We start from the raw sequence: 23137 nt of genomic DNA, 5'->3' as shown, positions 1-23137 counted from the left end.
TCGTGACAGAATCGCGTGGGTCCGGGGAGGGCCCGGCGGAACGCCGACCGCAACGTTCGAGGGAGCCTGACGTGCTCGGGGGCAACAGCCGTAGCAGGACATATTCGCGCCATCTGCTGAGCGCCACGGCCGGGACCTGTGCGTCCTTGGTCGTATTGGGGTTGACGGCGGCACCCGCCGCCTCCGCGGAGATCCCCGACTTCCGCCCTGATCAGTGGGCCCTGGCGTCCATCGGGGCGCAGGACGTCTGGGACAGCACGCAGGGCCAGGGCATCACCGTGGCGTTGCCAGGGGTGTCCGTGGACGAGGAACACCCCGACCTGCGCGACAACGTGGAGATCGTCACCGAGTTCGGCGACAACGGGGCCGACGACGAGCAGGGCACCGCGGCGGCAGGCCTGGTGGCGGGGCACGGGCACGGCATGGACGCCGATGGTGGCGTGCTGGGGGTCGCCCCGGAGGCGAACGTGCTGGTGCTGCCCACCGAGGACGACCTGGCCGGCGCGGTCCGCCACGCCACGGACGAGGACGCTCAGGTCATCCTGTTGCCCGAGGAGATCGGCGACGACGGGGACCTGGCGGAGGCCACGGCGGCGGCCGCGAGCGGTGGCGCCCTGGTGGTGGGACCCGCCGGGGGGAACGAGGACCCGAACGTCCTCGCGGTGGCCGGTGTGGACGAGGACGGCGCGCTCATCCCCGAGTCGCCCGATGCCGCCGAGATCGACCTCGTCGCCCCCGGCGCCGATTTGCGGACCGCCGGGCAGGATCTGCGCCAGGCCGACGTGACCGGGGCGCCCTACGCGGCCGCCGTCGTCGCCGGATCGGCCGCCCTGCTGTCCGCCGAGTACCCGCAGTTGGGCCCCGACCAGGTGCGCGAGGCCCTGGTGGAGGGCTCCCGAGAAGGGCCCGGCGGGTTGCCCTCGCTGCACGTGGGCGACGCGGTGGCGCAGGCTTCCGGCACGGCCGAGGACATCTCCCTCATCGACGAGGACCTGGTGCAGGAGCAGGACTCGGGCGTCCCGGTGTGGGTGTGGTTCGCCCTGGTCGGTGTGGTGATCGTGCTCGTCGTGCTGCTGTTGGTGCTGTGGGTGCGCCGCAGCAGCGCCGACCCGTACGGGGTGAAGGCCGAACGCGAGGCCGAGGACGCGGAGTTGGCGGCGGCTCGGGCCGAGCAGGCCAGGGCCGAAGAACGTCCTTCCCGGCGCAAGAAGGGCGGCCGTCGCCGCAAGACCAGGTAGCGGCCCAGGTAGCGGCGAGACGAAGACATGTGCCGCCCGGAGCGGGTGGACGAGGTCGCAGTGGGGGCGTTCCCGGGTGGGAGTGCCCCCACTTGCGTGTTCGGGCCGGCGCGGGGCGGTACGAGGACTGGGCAGCGGGGGGCGGGCAGCACGAGGTGGGCGGGGACGCGAGTCCCCCCGAATACGACGCTACGGCCTCGCGTGGGTACCGGAACAGGGGCGATTCCGTGCCTGTGGAAAACCTCTGGGGGCGGGGAGAGGAACCGGTTAGAGTGGCGCCGCCCCCCGACCCCTCCACGACGGGAGAAACCGCATGGCGCGTAAAGCGGACGGAAGCGCGGGTGACGCCGACTACGGCGTGATCGCTCGGACCTACACCGATCACCGTCGGCCCGACCCCCGGATCGCCTCCTTCGTGCACGCGGCACTGGGCGACGCGCGCACGGTGCTCAACGTCGGTGCCGGTGCCGGTTCCTACGAACCAGGCGACCGGGAGGTCACCCCGGTGGAACCCTCGTCCAGCATGCGGGCCCGTAGGCCCGCCACCCTCCCCGAGGCGGTGAACGCGACCGCCGAGTCCCTGCCCTTCGCCGACGGCTCCTTCGACGCCGCCATGACCACGTTCAGCGTCCATCAATGGTCGGAGCTCGCGGCAGGGCTCACCGAGGTACGGCGGGTCACCAACGGCCCGGTCGCGGTGCTCACCTGCGACCCGGACCTGGTGCGCCGGTTCTGGCTCCACGACTACGCCCCGGAGGTCCTGGACACCGAGGCGCGACGCTACCCGACCGTGTCCGACCTGACCGAGGGCCTGGGCGGGCGCACCACGGTCACACCGGTGTCGATCCCCCTCGACTGTTCGGACGGTTTCAACGAGGCCTACTACGGGAGGCCGGAAAGACTCCTGGACCCCACGGCCCGGCAGGCCTGTTCGGCGTGGAGTTTCGTCTCGGAGGAGGTCCACGAACGCTTCCACGCGGACCTGTCCCGTGCCCTGAAGGACGGAACGTGGGACCGAGATCACGGCCACCTGCGTTCGACCCCGGAACTGGAGGGCTCCCTCATCCTGGTCGTCTCCGTCCCGGAGTGAGTCGGATGGTCGCCCGGGGGCCGTTCGTCGTTGTTCCCACGGACCTTCGGGCGACCGTCCGAGTACCTTCGGCGGGTGTGCCGAAGTTTGGTTCCCGGTACCGGGGAAGAAACGGCGGAAAGCGTCATCGCCGAACGTCACCGCAGGTCGACACATGGTCACGGTCGGAATGCGCGTGCATATGTAAGCCACGCGAAGGCACTTGACGCGGACGGCGCGGACGACAAGGCTTTGTGGATGTCCTCCCTGGAATCCCCGTCCCTGCCCTCGCGTGGCGCCGCCCGGACCGATGCGCACAACCACAACCTGGTCAACGGCCGGGTCAACATCGCCTCCTACGATCCCAAGTGGCCCTATCTGTTCCAACGGGAGGCCGACCGCATCCGTCAGGTCCTCGGAGAGCGTGTGCTGGCGATCGAACACATCGGGTCCACGGCCGTGCCCGGCCTGGACGCCAATCCCTGCATCGACATTCGGTTGGCGGTGGCCGACCCCACCGACGAGCCCGCCTACCTTCCGGAACTGGAGGAGAACGGGTACAGCGTCCTCGACCGCTTCGAAGGCGAGTACGACCACCGGATCCTCAAGGGATCACGCGTCAACGTGAGCTTGTACGTCGGCGGGGAGGGGTGCGCGGAGCTCGAACGCATGAGCCTGTTCCGCGACTACCTGACCGCCGACACCGGCGCGCGCGAACGGTATGCCTCCGTCAAGCGAGAACTGGGCGAACGCTCGTGGGAACGCCTCCAGGACTACACCGCGGCCAAGTCGGAGATCGTCGCCGAGCTCATGGCCGAGGCCGCGACCTGGAAGGCGAGCCAGAGCCCGAACTGACCCCGGCCTCCCTCAACCCAGGGAACGGAGCTGCTCGCGGAACCAACGCCGAGGCGGCAGCGCCACCGCCGCCTCCGCGAGGCGTTCCCGACGCTTGCGCCGCTCCTCCTCCGGCATCGTCAACGCCTCGTGCAGCGCCTCCGCGGTCTCCACCGTGTCGTAGGGGTTGACCAACAGCGAGTCCTCGCCCAACTCGTCGGCCGCGCCCGCCTCGCGGGACAGCACCAGGACGGAGTCGCGCTCGGACAGCACCGGTCCCTCCTTGGCCACCAGGTTCATTCCGTCCCGGATCGGGTTGACCAGCAGCACGTCCGCGATCTGGAACGACGCCAGCGACCGCGGGTAGTCGTCGTTGACCTCCAGCACCACCGGCGTCCACTCGGGGGTGGCGAACTCCTCGTTGATCTCCTTGGCCGTCCGCAGCACCGAATCGGTGTACGCCCGGTACTCGGGCACGTCGCCCCGACTCGGGTAGGCGAACGCCAGGTGAGTGACCCGTCCTCGCCACTCCGGGTGCGCCCTCAGGAGTTCCCGATAGGCCTCCAGGCCGCGCACGATGTTCTTGGACAGTTCGGTGCGGTCCACCCGCACGATCAGTCTGGTGTCGCCGACCAGGTCGGTCAGCATCCGCCTGCGCTCGGCCACGGCGGGCTCCGAAGCGCTCTCCCGCAGCCCGTCGGCGTCCGCGCCCAGGGCGTGCACGCCCACCTCGACCACACGTCCGCCGTATTCGACCGTGCGCCGCTCCAGGTCGACGTCGGCGCGCAGGATCTCGGCGCAACAGCGCAGGAAGGCATCGGCCCAGCGGGGGCTGTGGAAACCGAGCCGATCGGCGCCGAGCATGCCCTCCAACAGCTCCCGCCCCACCTGGGTCGGCAGCATCCGGAAGTACTCCGGGGGAGCCCACGGGGTGTGCGAGAAGTGCGCGATCCGCAGGTCGGGGCGGCGCGTGCGCAGGATGCGCGGCACCAGAGCCAGGTGGTAGTCCTGCACGGCCACCCGGGCGTTGTCCGCGGCACCGCTCACCAACGCCTCGGCGAACGCGTTGTTGTAGGCGGAGTAGTCCTCCCACCGCTTGCGGAAGTCCGAACCGAAGGAGGGCTTGTTCGGGGTGTCGTACATCATGTGCTGCACGAACCACAGGATCGAGTTGGCCACCTCGGTGTAGGCACCGGTCAGTGTCTCCTCCGGAATGTCCAACATGTGGACGCGCATGCCGTCGAGGTCGTGCGTTCGGTCCAGACGGGCCTCCGGGGCCTCGGACGCGGCGCGGCGATCGGCGTCGGACAGGCCCGCGCACACCCACAGGGCGTCGATCTCGGTCGCCACCGAACTCATCCCCGACACCAGTCCGCCACCGCCCCTGCGGTACTCCAGGGCGCCGTCGACCGTCGTGGAGAAGGAGACCGGTCCTCTGTTGGAGGCGATGAGGATCTGTGCCTTGTCCACGTGTGGGGTCCTTTCGAGCGCGCGAACGGGTGCCGCGGTGGGAATGCAGGGAAGTCGTCGGTGCGCCCCCGGCGAGACGGAGGCGCATCCTAGGTCTCGCCGGAGCACCCCTGCCCCAAACCCACCCCTGGTCAAGGGGGAGGAGCATCACGCTCCCGGAACGCGGAGCGCGCACGGCGTCGCGCCGTTCGGTGGCGTCTCATCGGGTCTCAAATTACGAGACGCCTTGTGTAATCCGGATCACCAGGCATGGAAAACCGGTCACCACGTCCGTTACAGTGACGGTGCGTTCCCCAAGCGGACACGCGACAACTTCATATTGCTCATCCAGAGGGGTGGAGGGACCGGCCCTGCGAAGCCCCGGCAACCATCTCGACATGTGGACGCACCATCGCGTACCCGTCGAGGCAGGTGCCAACTCCGGCCTGGGGTCAAGGTGGCCACCAGGAAAGATGAGGGGAGACGCCTCGCCATGGCGATTGCCGCCGCTGAACCCACCGCCGTCCGCGCCTTCGGTCCCGGAACCGCCCTCTCCTGTCGGGAGTGCGGCGAGCGTTACGAACTATCGCCGAGCTTCGCCTGCCAGTTCTGTTTCGGCCCCCTGGAGATCGCCTACGACTTCGGGAACGTCACCCGCGAGGAGATCGAGAGCGGCCCCAAGAACATCTGGCGCTACCGCTCCCTCCTGCCGGTCCCCGACAACGTGGCCGAGCTGCCCAACATGAACCCCGGCCTGACCCCGCTGGTCAGGGCGGACCGCCTCGCCGCCGAACTCGGCCTGAAGTCCCTGCACGTCAAGGACGACTCCGCCAACCCCACGCACTCCTTCAAGGACCGCGTGGTCGCGATCGCCGTCGAGGCCGCCCGCACCTTCGGGTTCACCACCCTGTCCTGCTCCTCCACCGGTAACCTCGCCGGTGCGGTCGGTGCCGCGGCCGCGCGTGCCGGCTTCGAGTCGTGCGTGTTCATCCCGGCCGGGCTGGAGGAGGGCAAGGTCGTCATGGCGGCCGTGTACGGCGGCAAGGTCATCGCCATCGACGGCAACTACGACGACGTCAACCGCTTCTGCTCCGAGCTCATCGGGGACGAGGCCGGCGAGAGCTGGGGCTTCACCAACGTCAACCTTCGGCCCTACTACGCCGAGGGTTCCAAGACGCTGGCCTACGAGATCGCCGAGCAGCTCGGCTGGCGTCTGCCCGAGCAGATCGTCATCCCGATCGCCTCCGGTTCGCAGCTCACCAAGATCGACAAGGGCTTCCAAGAGCTCATCGAGGTCGGCCTGGTCGAGGACCGCCCCTACAAGGTGTTCGGCGCGCAGGCCACGGGCTGCTCCCCGGTCGCCAAGGCGTGGGAAGAGGGCCACGACGTCATCCAGCCGGTCAAGCCGGACACCATCGCCAAGTCCCTGGCCATCGGTAACCCGGCCGACGGTCCGTACGTCCTGGACATCGCTCAGCGCACCGGCGGCTCGGTCGAGCACGTCGGGGACGACGAGATCGTCGACGCCATCAAGCTACTGGCCCGCACCGAGGGCGTCTTCGCGGAGACCGCGGGCGGCGTGACCACCGGTGTCCTGCGCAAGCTGGTCCGCGAGGGCAGGCTCGACACCGAGGCCGAGACCGTGATCGTCAACACCGGTGACGGGCTCAAGACCCTCAACGCCGTCGACTCCGGCGTCACGGCCACCATCAAGCCCTCCCTCGACGCCTTCAAGGCCGAGGGCCTGGTCTGAGCGTCCGCCCCAGGCCTTCCGGCCGCCGCTCGCCACGATCCGCCACAGCACCCACCAGGAGTTCCAGCATGAGCGCCAGCGTCCGCGTCCCCACCATCCTGCGCACCTACACCGACGACGCCTCCGAGGTCACCGCCGAGGGCGCCACCCTCGCCGAGATCCTCGACGACCTGGAGGCCAACCACCCGGGTATCCGGGCCCGCATCCTCGATGACAACGGCAAGGTGCGCCGTTTCGTGAACGTCTACGTCGGTGACGAGGACGTGCGTTTCGAGAAGGGTCTGCAGACCGAGGTCAAGGCCGGTCAGCAGGTGTCGATCATCCCCGCCGTCGCCGGCGGCTGCTGACCGTACGCATCGGGAGGGGGCGGGCGCTCGGTGCGTCCGCCCCCTCTTCGTCTTCCAGGGGCCTCGTAACCTGGGATGAGGTTTCTTCCGGGACGAGGGTGGCGATGTCGGCGACACGGTTGTTGGTGCTGGGTGTGGTGCGCATCCACGGGTGGACACACGGCTACCGCGTGGGCCGTGACCTCATGGACTGGGGCGCGAAAGAGTGGGCCAATGTGAAGTGGGGCTCGATCTACCACGCCCTGCGCAAACTCGCCGAGCAGGGAAAGCTCCGCGAGTTCGTGGCTCCGGGCGACGAGGTCACCGACCGCACCTCCTACGAGCTCACCGACGACGGTGAGGTCGAGTTCCACCGCCTGCTGCGCGGGGCGTTGGGCCACACCGGCGACGACCAGGCCCTGCTGTACGCCGGGGTCACCCTGATGCCCTGCCTGCCCAGGGCGGAGGTGATCGAGTCCCTGCGAGAGCGGTTGATCGCACTGGAGAAGAGCAACGCCGAGACGGAGGCGGCGATCCACTCCTCCGTGGAGGAGTGGGGCAAGCCCGCCCACGTGCGTGAGCTCTTCCGCCTGTGGCACGTCACGATCGAGGCGGGGGCCGAGTGGACCCGGCGGCTCCTCGCGGAGTTGGAGGCGGGGAAGTACGTGATGGCCGACGACTCGCCCGAGGCCTTCGGGACCCCGCCCACCGCGCCCTCCTGACCGACGACCCCAGGGGACTCCGGTCCGGGCCGATCGTGTCCCGGTATTAAAACTTGAATATGTCCCTTCGGTGATGCATTCTGATCCTGGCATTCAAGTTTTAATAGAGGGGATCGCATGATCCGAACACGCGAGCTGACCCGGGACTTCCGGGTCGGCAAGGACACCGTCGAAGCCGTGCGCGGAGTCGACGTGGAGGTCGCCGAAGGGGAGCTCGTCGCGCTCCTGGGGCCCAACGGGGCGGGTAAGAGCACCACCCTGCGCATGCTCACCACCCTGCTCGAACCCACCTCGGGCACCGCGATGGTCGCCGGACACGACGTGCGCGCCGAACCCGCCGAGGTACGACGGCGGATCGGCTTCGTCGGCCAGGGACACAGCGCGTCCGGTGACCAACGCGCCCGCGACGAGCTCTACTACCAGGGGCGGCTCTACGGACTCGATCGCCGCACCTCCCGATCCCGCACCGACGAGCTCCTGGAGATGCTCGACCTCGCCGCGGCCGCCGACCGTGAGACGACCACCCTCTCCGGCGGTCAACAGCGCAGGCTCGACATCGCCATGGGGCTCATCCACCGGCCCGGCCTGCTGTTCCTCGACGAGCCGTCCACCGGCCTGGACCCACAGAGCCGCGCCGACCTGTGGGAACACGTCGCCCGGCTCCGGTCGGAGTACGGGACCACCGTCGTCCTCACCACCCATTACCTGGAGGAGGCCGACAACGCCGCGGAGCGGGTCCTGGTCATCGACCACGGCCGCCTGATCGCCGACGGCACCCCCGACGAGCTCAAGGGCCGCGTCTTCGGGGACCTCGTCCGGTTCACCATCGACGAGGCGCATCTGGCGGAGAAGGCCGCGGAAGTGGCCGCGGAGCTGAGCGACGGCACACCGACCGAGGTCACCGAGGTGGAGGGGGTCGGCGCCGAGGTGGCCCTGCGGGTCGACCGCGGCGACGCCTTCCTGCCGGGGCTGTTGCGCGCACTCGACGAGTCCGGTGTCCACCCGGGCAGTGTCCAGGTGCAGCGGCCCACCCTGGACGATGTCTTCCTGACCCTGACCGGCCGCAGCCTGCGCGAGGAGGGGTGATGAGCGAGACCACCACCGACACGGCGACCCCGCGACACGTCGTTTTCGGGTCGGTACGCGACACCGGAGTCGTGTTCGCCCGGCAGCTCCGCCCGATGCTGTACCGGCCGTACCTGGTTGCCTTCGGGATGCTGCAACCCCTGCTCTACCTGGTGCTGTTCGCACCCCTGCTGGGTGGTCTGGCCGGGGCCGAGGGCGAGAACCCCTGGCAGTGGTTCGTCCCCGGACTGCTGGTGATGCTGGCGCTCTTCTCCGCCGGGTTCGCCGGGTTCGGGCTGCTGCCGGAGATGGCCTCGGGGGCGCACGAACGCCTCCTGGCCACGCCGGCCGGCCGGGTGCCCCTGCTGTTGGGCCGAGTCCTGCGGGACATGGTGATCGTGGTGGCGCAGATCCTGCTGATCCTCGTGGTGGTGGTGCCGTTGGGCTTCCACACCACACCGATCGGCGCCCTGGCGGGGGTCGCCCTACTGGCGGTTCTCGGGATCGGGCTGTCCACGCTGTCCTACCTGGCCGCGCTGGTCGCCAGGCAGACCTATGTGTTCGCGCCGATCATCCAGACCGTGATGATGCCGCTGCTCCTGCTGTCCGGGGTGCTGCTGCCGATGGAGCTGGCGCCCGGGTGGCTGTACACACTGTCCCGGTTCAACCCGATCGCACACGTGGTGGACGCCGCCCGGGTGCTGTTCGGCGGTGGTCCCTGGGACACGACGGTCCTGGTCGGTTGGGCCGTGGCGCTCGGGATGACCGTCCTGGCCCTGGCGGTGGGATCGCGTGCCATGCGAGGGCTGAGCACCTGAGCCGAATCGATCGGTGACGGCGGGTGCTCGCCCGGCCCTTCCCGGGTAGGGAGAGCAACGGAGCCGCCACCGAGCTCAGGTGTCACCATCTGTTCGCCCAACGCTCAAATGCCCAGGTTCGGGCATGTCTCCCCAGGTAAGGGCGTTGTTCGGGCTGTGGAAATCGTGACCACATCGTTTGCACTCTCCATGGTCGAGTGCTAAAAATATGAGTGGTTAGCACTCAGTATGGTCGAGTGCTAATCGGATCGGGGCTGCGAGATCGTGGGCCTCCGGCAGCAGGGTTGCCGGATCGACCACGGTCGTCCGTCGCGGGCGCACGCCTCGTTTCATCGCGTATCAGCCCGGTCACGGGAGGACAAGAACTCAATGGCAGCCAAACTGATCGCGTTCGACGAGGAGGCCCGTCGCGGCCTCGAGCGTGGTATGAACCAGCTCGCGGACGCGGTGAAGGTCACCCTCGGCCCGAAGGGCCGCAACGTCGTCTTGGAGAAGAAGTGGGGCGCCCCCACGATCACCAACGACGGTGTCTCCATCGCCAAGGAGATCGAGCTCGAAGACCCCTGGGAGAAGATCGGGGCCGAGCTGGTCAAGGAGGTCGCCAAGAAGACGGACGACGTCGCCGGTGACGGTACGACCACCGCTACCGTCTTGGCCCAGGCCCTCGTACGCGAGGGTCTGCGCAACGTCGCCGCCGGCGCCAACCCGGTCGGCCTCAAGCGCGGCATCGAGATCGCCGTGGCTCGCATCAACGAGGAGCTCGGCAACCTCTCCAAGGACATCGAGACCAAGGAGCAGATCGCCTCCACCGCCTCGATCTCCGCGGGCGACGACCAGATCGGCGAGAGCATCGCCGAGGCCATGGACAAGGTCGGCAAGGAAGGCGTCATCACCGTCGAGGAGGGGCAGACCTTCGGGCTCGAGCTTGAGCTCGCCGAGGGCATGCGCTTCGACAAGGGCTACATCTCGCCCTACTTCGCCACCGACCTTGAGCGCATGGAGACGGTCCTTGAGGACCCCTACATCCTCATCGTCAACTCCAAGATCTCCAACAACAACGAGTTCCTGCCCGTTGTCGAGAAGGTCCTGCAGGCCGGTCGTCCGCTGATGGTCATCGCCGAGGACGTCGCCGACGGCGCTCTGCAGACCCTGGTGGTCAACAAGATCCGCGGCACCTTCAAGTCCGTCGCCGTCAAGGCTCCGGGCTTCGGTGACCGCCGCAAGGCTCAGCTCGGCGACATCGCCGTCCTGACCGGCGGCCAGGTCGTCACCGAGGAGGTCGGCCTCAAGCTGGAGAGCACCGAGCTCGACATGCTGGGTCGCGCCCGCAAGGTCGTCGTCACCAAGGACGAGACCACCATCGTCGACGGTGCCGGTGACGCCACCGCCATCGCCGGTCGCGTGAACGAGATCCGCAACGAGATCGAGCGCACCGACTCCGACTACGACCGCGAGAAGCTCCAGGAGCGTCTCGCCCGTCTGGCCGGCGGCGTGGCCGTCATCAAGGCCGGTGCCGCCACCGAGGTGGAGCTCAAGGAGCGCAAGCACCGCATCGAGGACGCCGTTCGTAACGCCAAGGCGGCCGTCGAAGAGGGCATCCTGCCCGGTGGTGGCGTCGCGCTGCTGCAGGCCAGTGTCCCCGCCTTCGAGAAGCTGGAGCTGGAGGGCGACGAGGCCATCGGTGCCGACATCGTTCGCCGCGCCATCGCCGAGCCGCTCAAGCAGATCGCGATCAACGCCGGCCTTGAGGGCGGCGTCGTGGCCGAGAAGGTCAAGAACCTGAAGCCCGGCTTCGGTCTGAACGCCGCTTCCGGTGAGTACACCGACCTGTTCAAGGACGGCGTCATCGACCCGACCAAGGTCACCCGTTCCGCTCTGCAGAACGCGTCGTCCATCGCTGGTCTGTTCCTGACCACCGAGGCCGTCATCGCCGAGAAGCCGGAGAAGGCCGCCGCTCCCGCCGGCGACCCGACCGGTGGCATGGGCGGCATGGACTTCTAAGAAGTCCAGGAGCCCGGGGTCGGGATACGCGACCTCGCCCGCGACGACCGGGCGGCCCTTCACGGGGCCGCCCGGTTTCGCCGTTTCCGGGGACGTCAGGCGGGGGAGTCGCGCTGTTCCAGCCACTCCCGGACCGCGGCCTTCACGTGCGGGGTGAGGTCACTGTCCCGGTACTTCTCCGCCGGGATCCACCGGAAGTCCGTGTGCTCCTGCGACAACCGCACCGGCGCGCCGTCATGTGGTCGAGCGAACGTGAACTGGCGTTTAAGCTCTCCGTGCCGGGATTCGTAGTCGAACCAGGTCACGAAGGACTCCAACCGAAGGGGAAAACCCTCCGGAAACCCGATTTCCTCGCTTAGTTCCCGGGCCAACCCTTCGAGGAGGGTCTCGCCCGGTTCCACCCCGCCCGAGGGCAGGCTCTCCGCCCCGGGAAAAGACGTCTCGTCGTCGCGCCGGCGCAGCAGGAGGATCTCCTGCCCGGCGTCCCGGTGAACGATCGCGCCCGCCGAGAACCCCTCGATCCCCGCCTGGTGAGCGTCGTGGACGAGTGCCCGCGTGTCCATCTGCTTCCTCCCCGGGAACCGGTCGGCTCCCTTGGAAACGAGCATGCGTGCGCGGGGACGCGTGCGCAACCGGCGCCCGGGGAACCTGTGGACGACTGCTCTCAGACCCGCAGGAGGGTCAGGTAGGCGAAGCCGAGCACGTCCCGGCCGTACAGGCGGAGTCGTCGGTGGGCGTCGGTAAGCCGGACGACCTCGTCGAAGTCGGGAGAGTCGGGGTTGTCCCGGATCCAGTCCTCCAGACCCCACGCGTTGCCGTTCTCGAAGGTGTCCCACTCGTCGACCGTGGCCTCCGACAGGGAGTACAGGCGGAAACCGTGGGAGAGCGCGAAATCGACCAGGTCGGGCATCGGCCGGTACTGGTCACGGGGGATCACCGCCATGGCCGTGATCTCCTCCGCGGTCGGCGGACGTTTCCAGAAGCACTCACCGAACAGCACCCGACCGCCCGGACGGGTCAGGTCGGCCAGGGCGGTGAGCGCGTTTTCGGTGTGCACGACGGGGTCGCCGCCCCACACATGGGTGGCACCCACGTTGAACACCACATCGGAGGCCTCGCCCTTCCACGCGCCGGCGTCCCCGACCTCCAGTTCCACCTGGTCGGCCAGCCCCCTGGCCTCGGCGCCGGCCCGACCATGCCGGATGTTCTCCTCCCCGAGGTCGATACCGAAGCCGGTGGCCTCGGGCTCGGTGGCCAGCGTGCGAAGAAGGAGTTCGGCCCAGCCACAGCCCAGGTCCACGACGTGGTGCCCTTTCAAGGGGCCGAGCGAGTGGATCAGGCGCGCGGCCCGCTCGTCGGAGAGCGGGCCGTTGAAGTCGAGGTCGCGGTGCATGGGAGGGATCGTCGGGAAGGTCATCCGAGCAGTGTCCTTCGCCCCGCCGGGCTCGTCCAATGTTTTTCCGTGCCCGTCGGGGTTATCGTGCGAAGTGTCGGGTGGACGGGTGCGCAAGGCGCTAGGTTCCTGTCCGGAGGTGCGAGGAAATGAGTCCGGCGATGACGGAGACCGTTCCGGCGACGGGGATGTCGCGATGGGACTACGCGCACGCTCCTGTTCCGCTCTACCTGCTGGTCGACGCCTGGGACGAGACCGGACCTTCCGTCACGTTGTACGAACAGCCTGGAAACGGTCGCTACAACCACGCCACCACCGTGGACTTCGGCGAGAAGATCCGGCTTCCGGAGCTCTTCGACCTGGAGATCGACACCTCCCGGTTCCCTCGTCCGGAGCAGTGGCCTTCGTGAGGTCGCCGCCCTAGGCGTCGCCGTGCCAGGCGTGCCACAGCCGGGCGTAGGAACCTCCTCGATCCAGCAGCTCCTCGTGGGTGCCGAGTTTGGCGACCCCTCCGTGTTCGACCACCGCGACACGGTCGGCGTCGTGGGCGGTGTACAGACGGTGGGCGATCGCGACCACGGTGCGGCCGGACAGGACACCGGCCAGGGAATGCTCCAGGTGGCGGGCCGATCGGGGGTCGATCAGGGACGTGGCCTCGTCCAACACCACTACCTGAGGGTCGGCCAGCACGACTCGGGCCAGGGCGAGTTGTTGCACGTGGGCCGGGTCGAGGGCGACCTGACCCGAACCCACCCTCGTGTCCAGTCCGTCCGGCAGGGAACGCACCCAGGCGTCGGCGTCCACCGCAGCCAAGGCGTGCCACAGGCGGGTGCGCTCCGTGTCCTGCTCGTCGAGGGCCAACGCGAGGTTCTCGGCGATGGTGCCGCGGAAGACATGGCTCTCCTGGCTGAGCAGGATCACCCGCTCGCGGCGCTCCTCGGGGGAGAGGGCCGCCAGGTCCACACCGCCCACGCGCACGCTGCCGGAACCCGGTAGGTGCACCCCGGCCAGCAGCTTGCCGAGGGTGGACTTACCCGCACCGCTGGGTCCCACCATGGCCAGCCGCTCGCCCGGGCGCAGGTCCAGGTCCACCCCGTGCAGCACCTCGACGTCGGGCGTGTAGCCGAACCGGACGTCGCGGATCGCCACGGTTCCGGGGCGGTGGGGTTCGGGGTCGGGTTCGGTTCCGGGGAGGGTGTCCTCGGCGGCGAACCGAACGCCCAACAGTCGACGCAGCGCGGTGAAGCCCACCATCACGTTGTCGACCTGGTCGATCATGTGGTCCAGGGGTTTGGACATCTGCACGGTCAGGAAGACGGCCGTGGCGATCTGTCCCAGGGAAAGCTCGCCCTGGGTGAACAGCAACCCGGCCACCAGGAACGTCGCGGCCGTGACGATGAGGTAGGAGAACTCCAGCGGCGGATACCACACGCAGCGCAGCCACAGCGTGTACCGCTCGGCGGCGAAGGCGCGGCGTACGTCGGCGTCGGTGCGCAGGTCCTGCCACTCCTGGCGACCCAGGGCCTCCAGCGTGTGCGCGCCCTCCACGGTGTCGGACACACCCTGGGTCAGCCGCGAGTACGTGCCCATCTCGGCCAAGTAGCCGTCCGCCGCCCGGCGGGCGTACCAGCGGGTGGTCACCCAGATGAGCAGGGTGGACGGTACACACGCGAGGAGAAGGGCCGGGTGCAACACGACCAGGGCCGCCAGGATGACCAGCACGGTCGTCAGACCGGTGGCGATCACCGGCACCGATCGGCGCACCATGACGCTGAGCGAGTTGATGTCGCGCCCCGTGCGGGAGACCAGGTCGCCGGTGCCCGCGCGTTCCACCGTTCCGAGGGGCAGCCGCAGGACCGCCCGCACGAACTCCTCACGTAGCTCGGCCAGTAGCCCCTCACCGAAGCGGATCGACTGCGACACGGCCCCGAGCAACAGGGCGGCGTTGACCAGGAGGGACGCCACGATCAGCAGGGCCATGACGTCCACGCGCGCCGGGGCGGCGCCCTCGCGAACGGCGTCCACGATCATCCCGAGCATCCACGGGGCGACCAGCGCCGAAGCGGTGGCCAGCGCGTACAGCACCACCACCGCCAGCAGGAGCGGACCGTGCTCGCGGAAGGCGCGACGCAGGCGCCCCCACACGGCGGACGTGGGCGCCACCGGCAGCGCCGTCGGATCGATCGGTGCGGTGGGCGGACCAGCGGGCGCCGGTCCGGTCGAGGTCGGGGGTCCATCGGCCCGGGTCATACCTTCTCTCCCGTCGTCTCTTCCGCCGTGCGCAGGACGGTCGCGGCGTAGGCGTCCACGTGGAGAAGGTCCCGGTGGGAACCCTCGGCCACCACACGGCCGTCCTCGACGAACTGGACGTGGTCGGTGTGGTCGAGCAACAGCGGGCTGGTGGTGACCACCCCGGTGGTGCGACCGAGGCGGGCCTCGGCGAGACGTTCGGCGATGGCCGCCTCGGAATGGGCGTCCACCGCGGAGGTGGGTTCGACCAGCAACAACACCTCGGGGTCCAGGAGTAGGGCGCGGGTGAGTCGGAGCCGTTGCTGCTGACCTCCGGAGTACTCGCGGCCGCGTTCGGTGAGTTCCGCGTCGAAGCCCTTCGGGGACTGGGTGAGTACGTCCTCCGCCGCGGCGACCCGGATCATCGCGGTCAGTTCCTCGTCGGAGCGGGCACCGCGGGGGTCGAGTTCGTCGCGCAGTCGCCCGGAGAACAGATGGGCGTCGTTGCCGGTGACCAGGACGCGATGGCGTACCTCCCGCAGCGGGAGGTCGCGCAGCCGGACGGTCCGGTCGCCGACCAGCGAGGCGCCCTCACCATCGTCGCGGTAGCGGCCCAGCCGTTCGACGAGGGCGATCGTGTCGGAGTGGTCGGCGCAGACCACCCCGGTGATGTGACCGTGGGCCAGTCGTACCCCGCTGGTGCTGTCGTGCAGATCGCACGGGCCGGTGGGGGACTCCGCGGGGTCCTCGGGATCGGGCAGATCGTGGTCCAGGCTCAGGACCCGAACCACCCGAGAGGCCGCCACCCGGGCGGTCACCAGGTCGGAGAAGAAATGCATGAAGAAGCGCACCGCCGTGGCCAAGGCACCGGTGTATCCGTAGAAGGCGACCAGTTGGCCCACGGTGATCTCGCCGACCAACGCCAGTCGCGCGCCGTACCAGACGATCCCCACCAACAGCAGCCCCGGATAGAGGGTGCGGACGGCCTCCAGGGCCGCGTCCATCCATCCGACGCGGACCCCGGCGGCGCGCACCTGCTGAGACTCGGCCCGGTAGCGTTCGCCCACCGAACGTTCGCCGCCCACTCCGCGCAGGACCCGTAGTCCGGCGACCAGATCGGTGGCCCTGGTGGTCAGGTCGGCCTGCCGATCCCGGTGCGTGCGCGTACGACGGTTGAGCGGTCGTAGCAGTGGGCTCATGCCGACGACGATCACCGGTACCGCGATCAGCGCGATCAGCCCGAAGGTGACGTGCGAGGTCAGCATAAGGAAGCCGACCACCAGCACCGAGACCACGGAGGAGACCATCAGGTTGGAGCGTTCGAAGAAGTCGCCGATGCGATCGATGTCGTCGGTGCCGACCGCCACCACCTCGCCCGTGGGAAGGCGCCGGGTGAGGGTCGGGCCGAGTCGGGAGGAGCGGCGGGTGACCAGCTGCACCGTGCGGTAGGCGGAGGCGTACCAGTTGAAGCAGGCGGCCCGTTCGAGCAGGGGGACGATGGACGCGGCCACCAGGGAGCACAGTGCGATGAGGGTGAACCAGTACAGCAGGGAACCGAGGTCACCGGCGGCCAGGTCCGAGTCCAGGGCGGCGCCGAGCAGGTAGGACACCAGGATCGTGCCCAGGACGTAGACCGAGGTGATCGCCGAGGACCACAGCAGGGAAGGCCACTCCCGTCGGGTCAGCCAGAACAGGTAGTGGTCGGCCGAACGGTGGTCGGGGGTGCCCGGAGGCTGAGGCAAGTGGCGCACGTTCAGGGACTCTAACCAGGGGAATCGAAGACGGCCACTGATTTTCTCGCGTCCAGGATGAGCGGCCCGCGCGGACCAGAGAATGCGTCACGTCCGGAGCGGACTCAGGGAGGTCTCCGGGTCATTCCGGATGTCGCCGACAGCGGTGGGAGGGGAAGGATGCTGACATGGACGAAACCAGCCCCCGGGAAGTCCGTGTCGACGACACCCCTCGCCCGAATCTCCCCCTGCGGATCCTCACCGTCATGGTGGGGGCCACGCTGATCTGGTACTCGCTGTCGGCGCTCAACGAACTGCTGCCCCTGGAACCCGGTGGCTCCGGCAACCTCACCCACTGGATGAACACCCTGTACGTGACCGTCCTGGCGCTGCCGATGGTCTGGGCGGCCCGCCGTTTCCTGGACCGGTGTCCGTGGAGCGGTCTGCGCCTGACGGGACCGGGCCGGGCCTGGCGTCCGTTGCTCGTCGGCGCGCTGGCGTGGTTGCTGCCCGCCTCGCTGGGGCTGGGGATCGCCCTGGCGCTGGGCGCTTCGATCACCCTGAGCGTCTCGATGGTCGAGCTCGTGGTCTCGTTGGCCGCGTTGACGCTTCTGGTGCTGCTCTACGAGGCCCTTCCGGAGGAACTGATCTTCCGGGGCTACGTGTTCCGCAACCTCAACACCGCGATGTCGGCCTGGGCCGTGGTGGTGGGGCAGGCGGTGTTGTTCACCCTGTGGGGCACGGGTCTGTGGGTGCTCGGCGGTGGCTGGGAGGTGCTGGCCGAACGTCTGCCACTGTTCCTGGGCATGGGACTGGTGCTCGGCTGTATCCGGGTGGTCTCCGGGAACGTCTGGGCCTGTGTGGGCTTCCACCTGGCCTTCCAGGTCGCGGCCCAGGCCCTGTTGAGCTGGGAACTCTTCGAGGTGGAGGGCCTGGACACGGTCATGGGGACCGTCTTCCTGCTTCCGTTCGTGCTCGGGGTGACCGTCGCGATGCTGCTGCTGCGCGATACCGGATCCTGGTCGGGGAGGGCGCCCGACCCCGTGGTGGAAACGGTCAGGTGACCAGGCCACGAGCGTGGAGCAGACCCACCAGGTCGCGGACGGCGGGCGCGCACCGTTCGCGTTCGTCGTGGCCGATCCACACCACCTCGGTGATCTCGTTGTCGGCGACGATCTCCCCGTCGTGCTCGGCGGTGTAACACACCAGTTCCACGCGGGTCCCCGGCGCCTGACCGTGAGCCTCCTGATCGATCACCGCCACGCGTGCGAACGTGCCGGGGCGCAACACCACGCTGACCTCCTCCAACGCCTCACGCGCCACGGCCTGCTCGTCCGTTTCACCCGGCTCGCGCTTGCCGCCGGGCAGGTACAGCCGGTCGCGGTCCTCCGGGCGTACGCACAGCAGACGTCCGTCGCGCACGTGGATCCAGGAGAGCGCCTCGATGACGGTGGGCGCTGCGGTGGTGGAGGAGATCGAAGACATGTGGCCACTTTAGGCCGGACCGGACCCGGGCCGATCGCCGACCGGAGGTGACGCGAAGCACTAACATCCGGATGGCGGCGGTAGCCCACCCGCACGTCCCACGGGGGCGTGGCACGGCAGAGATCGGACGCACATGACCTCCTCCAGCACCGGAACCGAACCCGGACTCGGCCCCGACCCCGCCGGTGAGACGCTCCGAAAGCCCGTCACCCCGCTGCTCGCGGAGAGCTCCAGCGGAGGTGTCCCACTCCAGACCACCGCGCGACGCGAGGCCCGCGAACGCGCCTACAACCTCTACAGCGCGGCCATCGGTGCCTGCCTGGCCCGCGGGGAGGACGACCCGGGGTTGGTCGAGCGTGCCGCCCTCCTCCTTGCCGAGGAGGCACGCCTGCCCTTCCTCACCCACGAGGAGGTCGATCGGGTCTGCGCCGCCCTGCCCGGTGTCGTCACCGGCCTGCGCGGTGCGCCCGCGCGCGGCCCCGCCGGTTCCACCCCCGATGATCTACGTGAACTGTCCGATGAGGCGCTGGACTCCCTGTTCGACCTGGCCCTGCGGGACCGGCTCACCGGAACCCCGCGCGAACGACCGCGGCTGCTGCTGTTCGGCGGCCAGCCGGGCACGGGCAAGTCCACCCTCCAACGCCTGCTCCTGCCGGACCTGCCACGGGGCACCGTCAGCTACGACGGGGACGACCTGCTGCGCCTGTCGCCCGACTACGAATGGGCCATGAGCGCCGACGACAAGGTCGCCTCCACATCCGTGTCCAAGCAGGTCGGCGCCCTGCACCAGCGGGCCATGGAGCACGTTCGACGCGGGCGCTACGACGTCGTGTGCAGCCATCCCCTGGGCCGCGCCGACTGGGCGGCGTCCTGGGTGCTGGGCTTCAAGGAAGCCGGTTACCGGGTCGAGGTCGCGTTCGTGGCCACCCATTCGTCCAACAGCCGTTTCGCCCTCGTGGACCGGCACGCCCGCGCCACTCGCGACCAGGGTTTCGGCCGATGGTTGCCGCAGATCCACCATGATCGCTTCTACCTCGGGGTGCCCAACAGCATCGAGTTCCTGGAGACCCACCACCTGGTCGACTCGATGTACGTGCTGTCCCGCGAGGGCGAGGTGTTGTACACCGATCACCAGGACGACGGCGCGCGGTACCGCGCGCCGTTCGGCCGGATCGCGTTGGAGGCCGAAAGGGACCGACGCGACCTCTGGCGCCTTGAGGACGACGTCTAGGATCCCTGCCCATGGATATTTTCAACGCCAACCCCCTCGTGGTGCGCCAACCCAAGCGCTTCATGGTCGACGTCTCCGATTACGAGGTGTACGACGCCTACGGTCGCCCCATCGCGCAGGTGCGCGAACAGAGCGCGGACGGCGGCATGCAGGTGCTCCGGGCCCTGTCCCGGAACACCGGTGGGTTCGAACGGCGTGTGCACGTCAACGACATGTACGGGCACACCCGGCTCGTCATCCAGAAGCACTGGTCCTGGATGACCGCCTCCACCAGCGTGAACCTGCCGAACGGGCATCCCGTGGGCACCATCGAACAGGACCTGAAGTTCTTCGGCTCCAAGTTCACCCTGATGGACCCCTGGAAACGGGTGGTCGGCAGCATCGAGGGCGACTTCATCGGTATGGACTTCCGGCTCAAGGACCACGCCGAACACGAGATCGCCCGCGTGGACCGTCGCATGCCCGATCTGGGGGAGCTGTTCACCGCGGCCGACAGCTACGCGCTGCACCAGCGCTACCCGTCGCTGCCCCAGCCCCTGGGCACGCTGGTGGTGGCCTCCGCCATCGCCATCGACCTGGTGCTGAAGGAAGGAAAGTGACCCGAGGCCTCGCCCGCCCCGCGAGGCTCCGGTCGTTCATCTCTCCAGTGCGGCCATCGCGGCGCGGTCCTCCTCGCCGAACCGCTCCTCCAGGGCCTCCGGGGAGGCGTCCAGGTCGATCCGGGCCACCGGCACCCCTCGGGCCGACTCGATGGCGCCCAGCCGGCGCGTCGCCCGGTCAGCGGCGTAGTCGAGCAACTTGCCGGGAGGCAGTTCGTATCGCTGCGTCTCGGGGTCGGCGGAGGGGGCCTCACCTTGTTCGACGGTGCCCAGCACGTGGGGGAGCAGTTCGTCGAGACGTTCGCTCACCACGTCCCAGTTGCGGTCGTCGGCGGCCACGTGGCGTCGGCAGGTGAAGGTGCCCCACGCCATGTGGCGACGCTCGTCGTCCCCGATCCTGCGGATGATCTGCCGCATCCCCGGGAAGATCCCGCGCACGGTGCACAGGTGGTTCCAGGCGTAGTAGCCGGTCAGCGCGAGTGAACCCTCGATGATGTGGTTGTAGGTGACCGAGGCGCGTACCTGGTTGCGTGGGCTCGGGTCGTCCAGGAGCGCTTCCAGGGACTTCGGGAGTTCCTCGTAGAACAGCGCCCGGTAGCCGGGGTTCCTGTCGACGAAACCGTGCAGGTCCTCGCGAACCCCGAGCGCGTCTAACCACAGGCGGAACGCCTGGACGTGCTTGGCCTCCTCGAACGCGAACTGGGTCAGGTACATCTCGTCGCCCAGGCGTCCCTCGGCGGCCATGGCGCGCAGGAACGGCTGGATGTCCTCGGTGACGGCCTCCTCCCCGGCGACGAAGAGCGAGCACAACCGCAGGATGCGTGTCCTGGCCTCGTCGTCGAGCTTCTTCCAGTCCTCGGCGTCCTGATCCAGGTCGATGTCGGCCGGGTTCCAGAACTTCGCGTTGCCCTTGACGAACAGTTTGAGGGGGAGCGAGTCCCAGTTCAGGCCGCCGCCGCGCAGGGAGTGGAAGCCTTCGCGGTGGGGTCTGTCGGGGGCTGTCGTGGCCATGTGGGGTACCTCCGTGGGGGGTGGGGTCGCCCTCATGATTGGACATGGAAGGCGCCCGTGTAAACCCCTGGAAGTGTTCCAGGTCACCGGAAGGTCGGGTTCCGTCCGGATCGCCTGGCGGGAACGGGATCCGGTCGTAGCCGGCGGCGATCCGACACCGCCGAAACGGTACGGTCGAGGGAATACGCCCGCATGAACGATCCGATCGGGGGACGACGTGTTCTGTGGTGATCCCGGCAGTGCGGGCTACTCCGCGTGCGCCGCCCAGTCCCAACTCTTCGCGTTGGCCTCGGTGATCCCCGCGCTACTCGGCCTGGCCCTGATGGTGGCCGCCTTCACGGCGCCCTCCGTTCGCGGGGACCGACTACTGCGCACCCGGACCCTCAGCTACTCCCTCGTGGCCTGGGGGATCGCCGCCGGTACCTACGTGATGGGCGGCCTGCCCTCCCTGTAGCCTCGCGCCTGCGGTTCGCCTCGGCCCGCCACCACCGGGGTCAGATCTCCTCGCCGGCGAGCAGGTCACCGGCGTCGGCGATCCGGTAGGCGTACCCCTGTTCGGCCAGGAACCGCTGCCGATGGGCGGCGTAGTCCTGGTCCAAGGTGTCGCGGGCGACCACCGCGTAGAACCGTGCGGTCCGACCGTCCGACTTCGGGCGCAGCACCCGGCCCAGTCGCTGGGCCTCCTCCTGCCGGGAACCGAAGGAACCCGACACCTGCACCGCCACGCCCGCCTCGGGCAGGTCGATCGAGAAGTTCGCGACCTTGGACACCACCAGGGTGCGCAGCTCCCCGGAGCGGAACGCGTCGTACAGCCGCTCACGTTCCTTGTTGCGGGTCTCGCCCTTGATCACCGGGGCGCCCAAGCGCTCGCCGAGTTCGTCCAACTGGTCGATGTAGGAGCCGATCACCAGCACCTGCTCCTCGGGATGCCGTTCCACGATCTCGCGCACGACCGACGTCTTGGATTCCGTGGAGGCACAGAACCGGTACCGGTCCTCCGGCTCGGCGGTCGCGTACGCGAAACGCTCGGACTCGGTCAGGTCCACCCGGACCTCCACGCAGTCCGCCGGGGCGATCCACCCCTGGTTCTCCATGTCCTTCCACGGGGCGTCGTAGCGCTTGGGGCCGATCAGGGAGAACACGTCCCCCTCGCGGCCGTCCTCTCGGACCAGGGTCGCGGTCAGTCCCAGGCGCCGACGGGCCTGGAGGTCGGCGGTCATCCGAAAGATCGGCGCCGGCAGCAGGTGCACCTCGTCGTAGACGACCAGGCCCCAGTCCCGGGCGTCGAAGAGCTCCAGGTGCGTGTACACGCCCTTCTTGCGCGCCGCCATCACCTGGTAGGTGGCGATGGTGACCGGCCGGATCTCCTTCTTGGTGCCCGAGTACTCGCCGATCTCGTCTTCGGTGAGGGAGGTGCGGCGCAGGAGCTCGGTCTTCCACTGGTGCGCCGAGACCGTGTTCGTCACCAGGATGAGCGTGGTCTTCCCGGTCATCGCCATGGCCGCCGCGCCCACGATCGTCTTGCCGGCGCCGCACGGCAGCACCACCACGCCGGATCCGCCGGCGTGGAAACTCTCGGCGGCCTCCCGCTGGTAGCCGCGCAGCTCCCAATCGCCGTCGGCCAGGTCGATCTGGTGCGCCTCACCGTCGACGTACCCGGCCAGGTCCTCGGCGGGCCACCCGATCTTCATCAGCCCCTGCTTGAGGTTGCCGCGCTCGCTGGGGTGCACCGAGACGGAGTCCTCGCTCAGACGCTCGCCCAGCATGCCCTTGAGTTTCTTGGCCCGGACGACCTCCTCCAGGACCGCGCGGTCGGAGGATTCCAGCACCAGGCCGCGCCTGGGGTCCCCGACCAGCTTCAGCCGCCCGTACCGGCCCATCGTCTCCGCGATGTCCACGAGCAGCGAGTGCGGCACCGGGAACTTGGAGAAGCGGATGAGGGCGTCCACGACCTGCTCGGCGTCGTGCCCGGCGGCCCGCGCGTTCCACAGGGCCAGTGGGGTGATCCGGTAGGTGTGCACGTGCTCGGGAGCACGTTCCAGTTCCGCGAACGGGGCGATGGTCCGGCGGCACTCGCCGGCCTGTTCGTGGTCGATTTCGAGGAGGAGGGTCTTGTCGGATTGGACGATCAAACAGGACACGCAGGGACCTTCCGAAGCGCTCTGAGAGGGGGTGGCCCCAGGT

General features: G+C 69.0%; 21 protein-coding genes, 1 pseudogene and 1 riboswitch. Of the genes and pseudogenes, 14 read left to right on the top strand and 8 right to left on the bottom strand.

The annotated features are described in order from the left end of the window. Window positions 1–71 precede the first annotated feature (71 nt). The 3 genes from BQ8420_RS07130 (at window position 72) to BQ8420_RS07120 (ending at window position 3162) form a co-directional block, all read left to right on the top strand. Complete coding sequence (locus BQ8420_RS07130) at window positions 72–1238, top strand: S8 family serine peptidase (protein ID WP_087097022.1); 1167 nt, start codon at window positions 72–74, stop codon at window positions 1236–1238. Window positions 1239–1551: 313 nt separating this feature from the next. Continuing rightward, window positions 1552–2328, top strand: coding sequence for a class I SAM-dependent methyltransferase (locus BQ8420_RS07125; protein WP_087097021.1), 777 nt, complete (start codon window positions 1552–1554; stop codon window positions 2326–2328). A 237-nt stretch (window positions 2329–2565) separates the two neighbouring features. Beyond that, a complete protein-coding gene (locus BQ8420_RS07120) occupies window positions 2566–3162 on the top strand; it encodes a GrpB family protein (protein WP_087097020.1) in 597 nt (198 codons plus the stop codon). A gap of 12 nt (window positions 3163–3174) precedes the next feature. Here BQ8420_RS07120 and BQ8420_RS07115 read toward each other — a convergent pair whose 3' ends face one another. Beyond that, on the bottom strand, window positions 3175–4611 hold the full coding sequence (locus BQ8420_RS07115; RefSeq protein ID WP_087097019.1) for a trehalose-6-phosphate synthase: 1437 nt from the start codon (window positions 4609–4611) through the stop codon (window positions 3175–3177). 320 nt (window positions 4612–4931) lie between these two features. After that, window positions 4932–5070: riboswitch (SAM riboswitch) on the top strand. Window positions 5071–5083: 13 nt separating this feature from the next. Here BQ8420_RS07115 and thrC point away from each other — a divergent pair. From thrC to groL, 6 genes are all read left to right on the top strand, one after another. Then, complete coding sequence (thrC, locus tag BQ8420_RS07110) at window positions 5084–6343, top strand: threonine synthase (RefSeq protein WP_087097018.1); 1260 nt, start codon at window positions 5084–5086, stop codon at window positions 6341–6343. 68 nt (window positions 6344–6411) lie between these two features. Then, window positions 6412–6690, top strand: a complete 279-nt coding sequence (locus BQ8420_RS07105; RefSeq protein WP_087097017.1) for a ubiquitin-like small modifier protein 1 — start codon at window positions 6412–6414, stop codon at window positions 6688–6690. Window positions 6691–6794: 104 nt separating this feature from the next. Then, window positions 6795–7391: a PadR family transcriptional regulator gene (locus BQ8420_RS07100; RefSeq protein WP_087097016.1), complete on the top strand. Its 597-nt coding sequence runs from the start codon at window positions 6795–6797 to the stop codon at window positions 7389–7391. Window positions 7392–7508: 117 nt separating this feature from the next. Then, window positions 7509–8477 (top strand): ATP-binding cassette domain-containing protein, encoded by a 969-nt coding sequence (locus BQ8420_RS07095; protein ID WP_087097015.1) that lies wholly within the window; start codon window positions 7509–7511, stop codon window positions 8475–8477. After that, entirely contained in the window at window positions 8477–9274 is a 798-nt protein-coding gene (locus tag BQ8420_RS07090; RefSeq protein ID WP_087097014.1) for an ABC transporter permease, read from the top strand. Before BQ8420_RS07095 ends, BQ8420_RS07090 begins: the two co-directional genes overlap by 1 nt. A gap of 369 nt (window positions 9275–9643) precedes the next feature. Then, window positions 9644–11275 (top strand): chaperonin GroEL, encoded by a 1632-nt coding sequence (groL, locus tag BQ8420_RS07085; RefSeq protein WP_087097013.1) that lies wholly within the window; start codon window positions 9644–9646, stop codon window positions 11273–11275. Window positions 11276–11370: 95 nt separating this feature from the next. On the opposite strand, the gene BQ8420_RS07080 is transcribed toward groL, so the two are convergent. Further along, a complete protein-coding gene (locus BQ8420_RS07080; RefSeq protein WP_087097012.1) occupies window positions 11371–11838 on the bottom strand; it encodes an NUDIX hydrolase in 468 nt (155 codons plus the stop codon). A gap of 101 nt (window positions 11839–11939) precedes the next feature. After that, the gene (locus tag BQ8420_RS07075; RefSeq protein WP_087097011.1) at window positions 11940–12692 is read right to left on the bottom strand and encodes a cyclopropane-fatty-acyl-phospholipid synthase family protein; all 753 of its coding nucleotides are present in this window, start codon (window positions 12690–12692) and stop codon (window positions 11940–11942) included. Window positions 12693–12865: 173 nt separating this feature from the next. Here BQ8420_RS07075 and BQ8420_RS07070 point away from each other — a divergent pair. Further along, window positions 12866–13078 (top strand): annotated as a pseudogene (locus tag BQ8420_RS07070) (Uma2 family endonuclease); the annotation flags it as partial. A 10-nt stretch (window positions 13079–13088) separates the two neighbouring features. Here BQ8420_RS07070 and BQ8420_RS07065 read toward each other — a convergent pair. Further along, window positions 13089–14918, bottom strand: a complete 1830-nt coding sequence (locus BQ8420_RS07065) for an ABC transporter ATP-binding protein (protein WP_087097010.1) — start codon at window positions 14916–14918, stop codon at window positions 13089–13091. Then, a complete protein-coding gene (locus BQ8420_RS07060) occupies window positions 14915–16648 on the bottom strand; it encodes an ABC transporter ATP-binding protein (RefSeq protein ID WP_087097009.1) in 1734 nt (577 codons plus the stop codon). Before BQ8420_RS07060 ends, BQ8420_RS07065 begins: the two co-directional genes overlap by 4 nt. A gap of 167 nt (window positions 16649–16815) precedes the next feature. Here BQ8420_RS07060 and BQ8420_RS07055 point away from each other — a divergent pair, with 167 nt between their 5' ends. Then, window positions 16816–17691 carry a CPBP family intramembrane glutamic endopeptidase gene (locus tag BQ8420_RS07055; RefSeq protein ID WP_087097008.1) on the top strand — a complete coding sequence of 292 codons (876 nt, stop codon included), beginning with the start codon at window positions 16816–16818 and terminating at the stop codon, window positions 17689–17691. Here the strand turns inward: BQ8420_RS07055 and BQ8420_RS07050 are convergent. Beyond that, window positions 17684–18112: an NUDIX domain-containing protein gene (locus BQ8420_RS07050; protein WP_200815840.1), complete on the bottom strand. Its 429-nt coding sequence runs from the start codon at window positions 18110–18112 to the stop codon at window positions 17684–17686. The genes BQ8420_RS07055 and BQ8420_RS07050 overlap by 8 nt on opposite strands. 133 nt (window positions 18113–18245) lie before the next feature. Here BQ8420_RS07050 and BQ8420_RS07045 point away from each other — a divergent pair, with 133 nt between their 5' ends. Together BQ8420_RS07045 and BQ8420_RS07040 are read left to right on the top strand one after the other, a co-directional pair. Further along, on the top strand, window positions 18246–19343 hold the full coding sequence (locus BQ8420_RS07045) for a zeta toxin family protein (protein WP_087097007.1): 1098 nt from the start codon (window positions 18246–18248) through the stop codon (window positions 19341–19343). Window positions 19344–19354: 11 nt separating this feature from the next. Further along, window positions 19355–19942, top strand: coding sequence for an LURP-one-related/scramblase family protein (locus BQ8420_RS07040; RefSeq protein WP_087097006.1), 588 nt, complete (start codon window positions 19355–19357; stop codon window positions 19940–19942). Between the two features lie 36 nt (window positions 19943–19978). Here the strand turns inward: BQ8420_RS07040 and BQ8420_RS07035 are convergent, their stop codons facing one another. After that, the gene (locus BQ8420_RS07035) at window positions 19979–20953 is read right to left on the bottom strand and encodes a R2-like ligand-binding oxidase (protein WP_087097005.1); all 975 of its coding nucleotides are present in this window, start codon (window positions 20951–20953) and stop codon (window positions 19979–19981) included. Window positions 20954–21170: 217 nt separating this feature from the next. On the opposite strand from BQ8420_RS07035, the gene BQ8420_RS07030 reads away from it, so the two are divergent. Continuing rightward, the gene (locus tag BQ8420_RS07030) at window positions 21171–21407 is read left to right on the top strand and encodes a hypothetical protein (protein ID WP_087097004.1); all 237 of its coding nucleotides are present in this window, start codon (window positions 21171–21173) and stop codon (window positions 21405–21407) included. A gap of 40 nt (window positions 21408–21447) precedes the next feature. Here BQ8420_RS07030 and BQ8420_RS07025 read toward each other — a convergent pair whose 3' ends face one another. Further along, window positions 21448–23094, bottom strand: coding sequence for a DNA repair helicase XPB (locus BQ8420_RS07025; RefSeq protein WP_087097003.1), 1647 nt, complete (start codon window positions 23092–23094; stop codon window positions 21448–21450). Between the last annotated feature and the right edge of the window lie 43 nt (window positions 23095–23137).

The sequence above is a fragment of the Nocardiopsis sp. JB363 genome (assembly GCF_900143625.1).
GTDB lineage: Bacteria > Actinomycetota > Actinomycetes > Streptosporangiales > Streptosporangiaceae > Nocardiopsis.
Note: the sequence above shows the minus strand (reverse complement) of the source record. Positions and strands in the feature narration are given on the sequence as shown.

Coding starts and splice junctions, on each gene's coding strand:
- BQ8420_RS07080 (WP_087097012.1), bottom strand. CDS start 11,838: ATGGACACGCGGGCACTCGTCCACGACGCTCACCAGGCGGGGATCGAG.
- thrC (WP_087097018.1), top strand. CDS start 5,084: ATGGCGATTGCCGCCGCTGAACCCACCGCCGTCCGCGCCTTCGGTCCC.
- BQ8420_RS07050 (WP_200815840.1), bottom strand. CDS start 18,112: ATGTCTTCGATCTCCTCCACCACCGCAGCGCCCACCGTCATCGAGGCG.
- BQ8420_RS07105 (WP_087097017.1), top strand. CDS start 6,412: ATGAGCGCCAGCGTCCGCGTCCCCACCATCCTGCGCACCTACACCGAC.
- BQ8420_RS07075 (WP_087097011.1), bottom strand. CDS start 12,692: ATGACCTTCCCGACGATCCCTCCCATGCACCGCGACCTCGACTTCAAC.
- BQ8420_RS07045 (WP_087097007.1), top strand. CDS start 18,246: ATGACCTCCTCCAGCACCGGAACCGAACCCGGACTCGGCCCCGACCCC.
- BQ8420_RS07095 (WP_087097015.1), top strand. CDS start 7,509: ATGATCCGAACACGCGAGCTGACCCGGGACTTCCGGGTCGGCAAGGAC.
- BQ8420_RS07065 (WP_087097010.1), bottom strand. CDS start 14,918: ATGACCCGGGCCGATGGACCCCCGACCTCGACCGGACCGGCGCCCGCT.
- BQ8420_RS07040 (WP_087097006.1), top strand. CDS start 19,355: ATGGATATTTTCAACGCCAACCCCCTCGTGGTGCGCCAACCCAAGCGC.
- BQ8420_RS07090 (WP_087097014.1), top strand. CDS start 8,477: ATGAGCGAGACCACCACCGACACGGCGACCCCGCGACACGTCGTTTTC.
- BQ8420_RS07055 (WP_087097008.1), top strand. CDS start 16,816: ATGGACGAAACCAGCCCCCGGGAAGTCCGTGTCGACGACACCCCTCGC.
- groL (WP_087097013.1), top strand. CDS start 9,644: ATGGCAGCCAAACTGATCGCGTTCGACGAGGAGGCCCGTCGCGGCCTC.
- BQ8420_RS07100 (WP_087097016.1), top strand. CDS start 6,795: ATGTCGGCGACACGGTTGTTGGTGCTGGGTGTGGTGCGCATCCACGGG.
- BQ8420_RS07120 (WP_087097020.1), top strand. CDS start 2,566: ATGTCCTCCCTGGAATCCCCGTCCCTGCCCTCGCGTGGCGCCGCCCGG.
- BQ8420_RS07035 (WP_087097005.1), bottom strand. CDS start 20,953: ATGGCCACGACAGCCCCCGACAGACCCCACCGCGAAGGCTTCCACTCC.
- BQ8420_RS07125 (WP_087097021.1), top strand. CDS start 1,552: ATGGCGCGTAAAGCGGACGGAAGCGCGGGTGACGCCGACTACGGCGTG.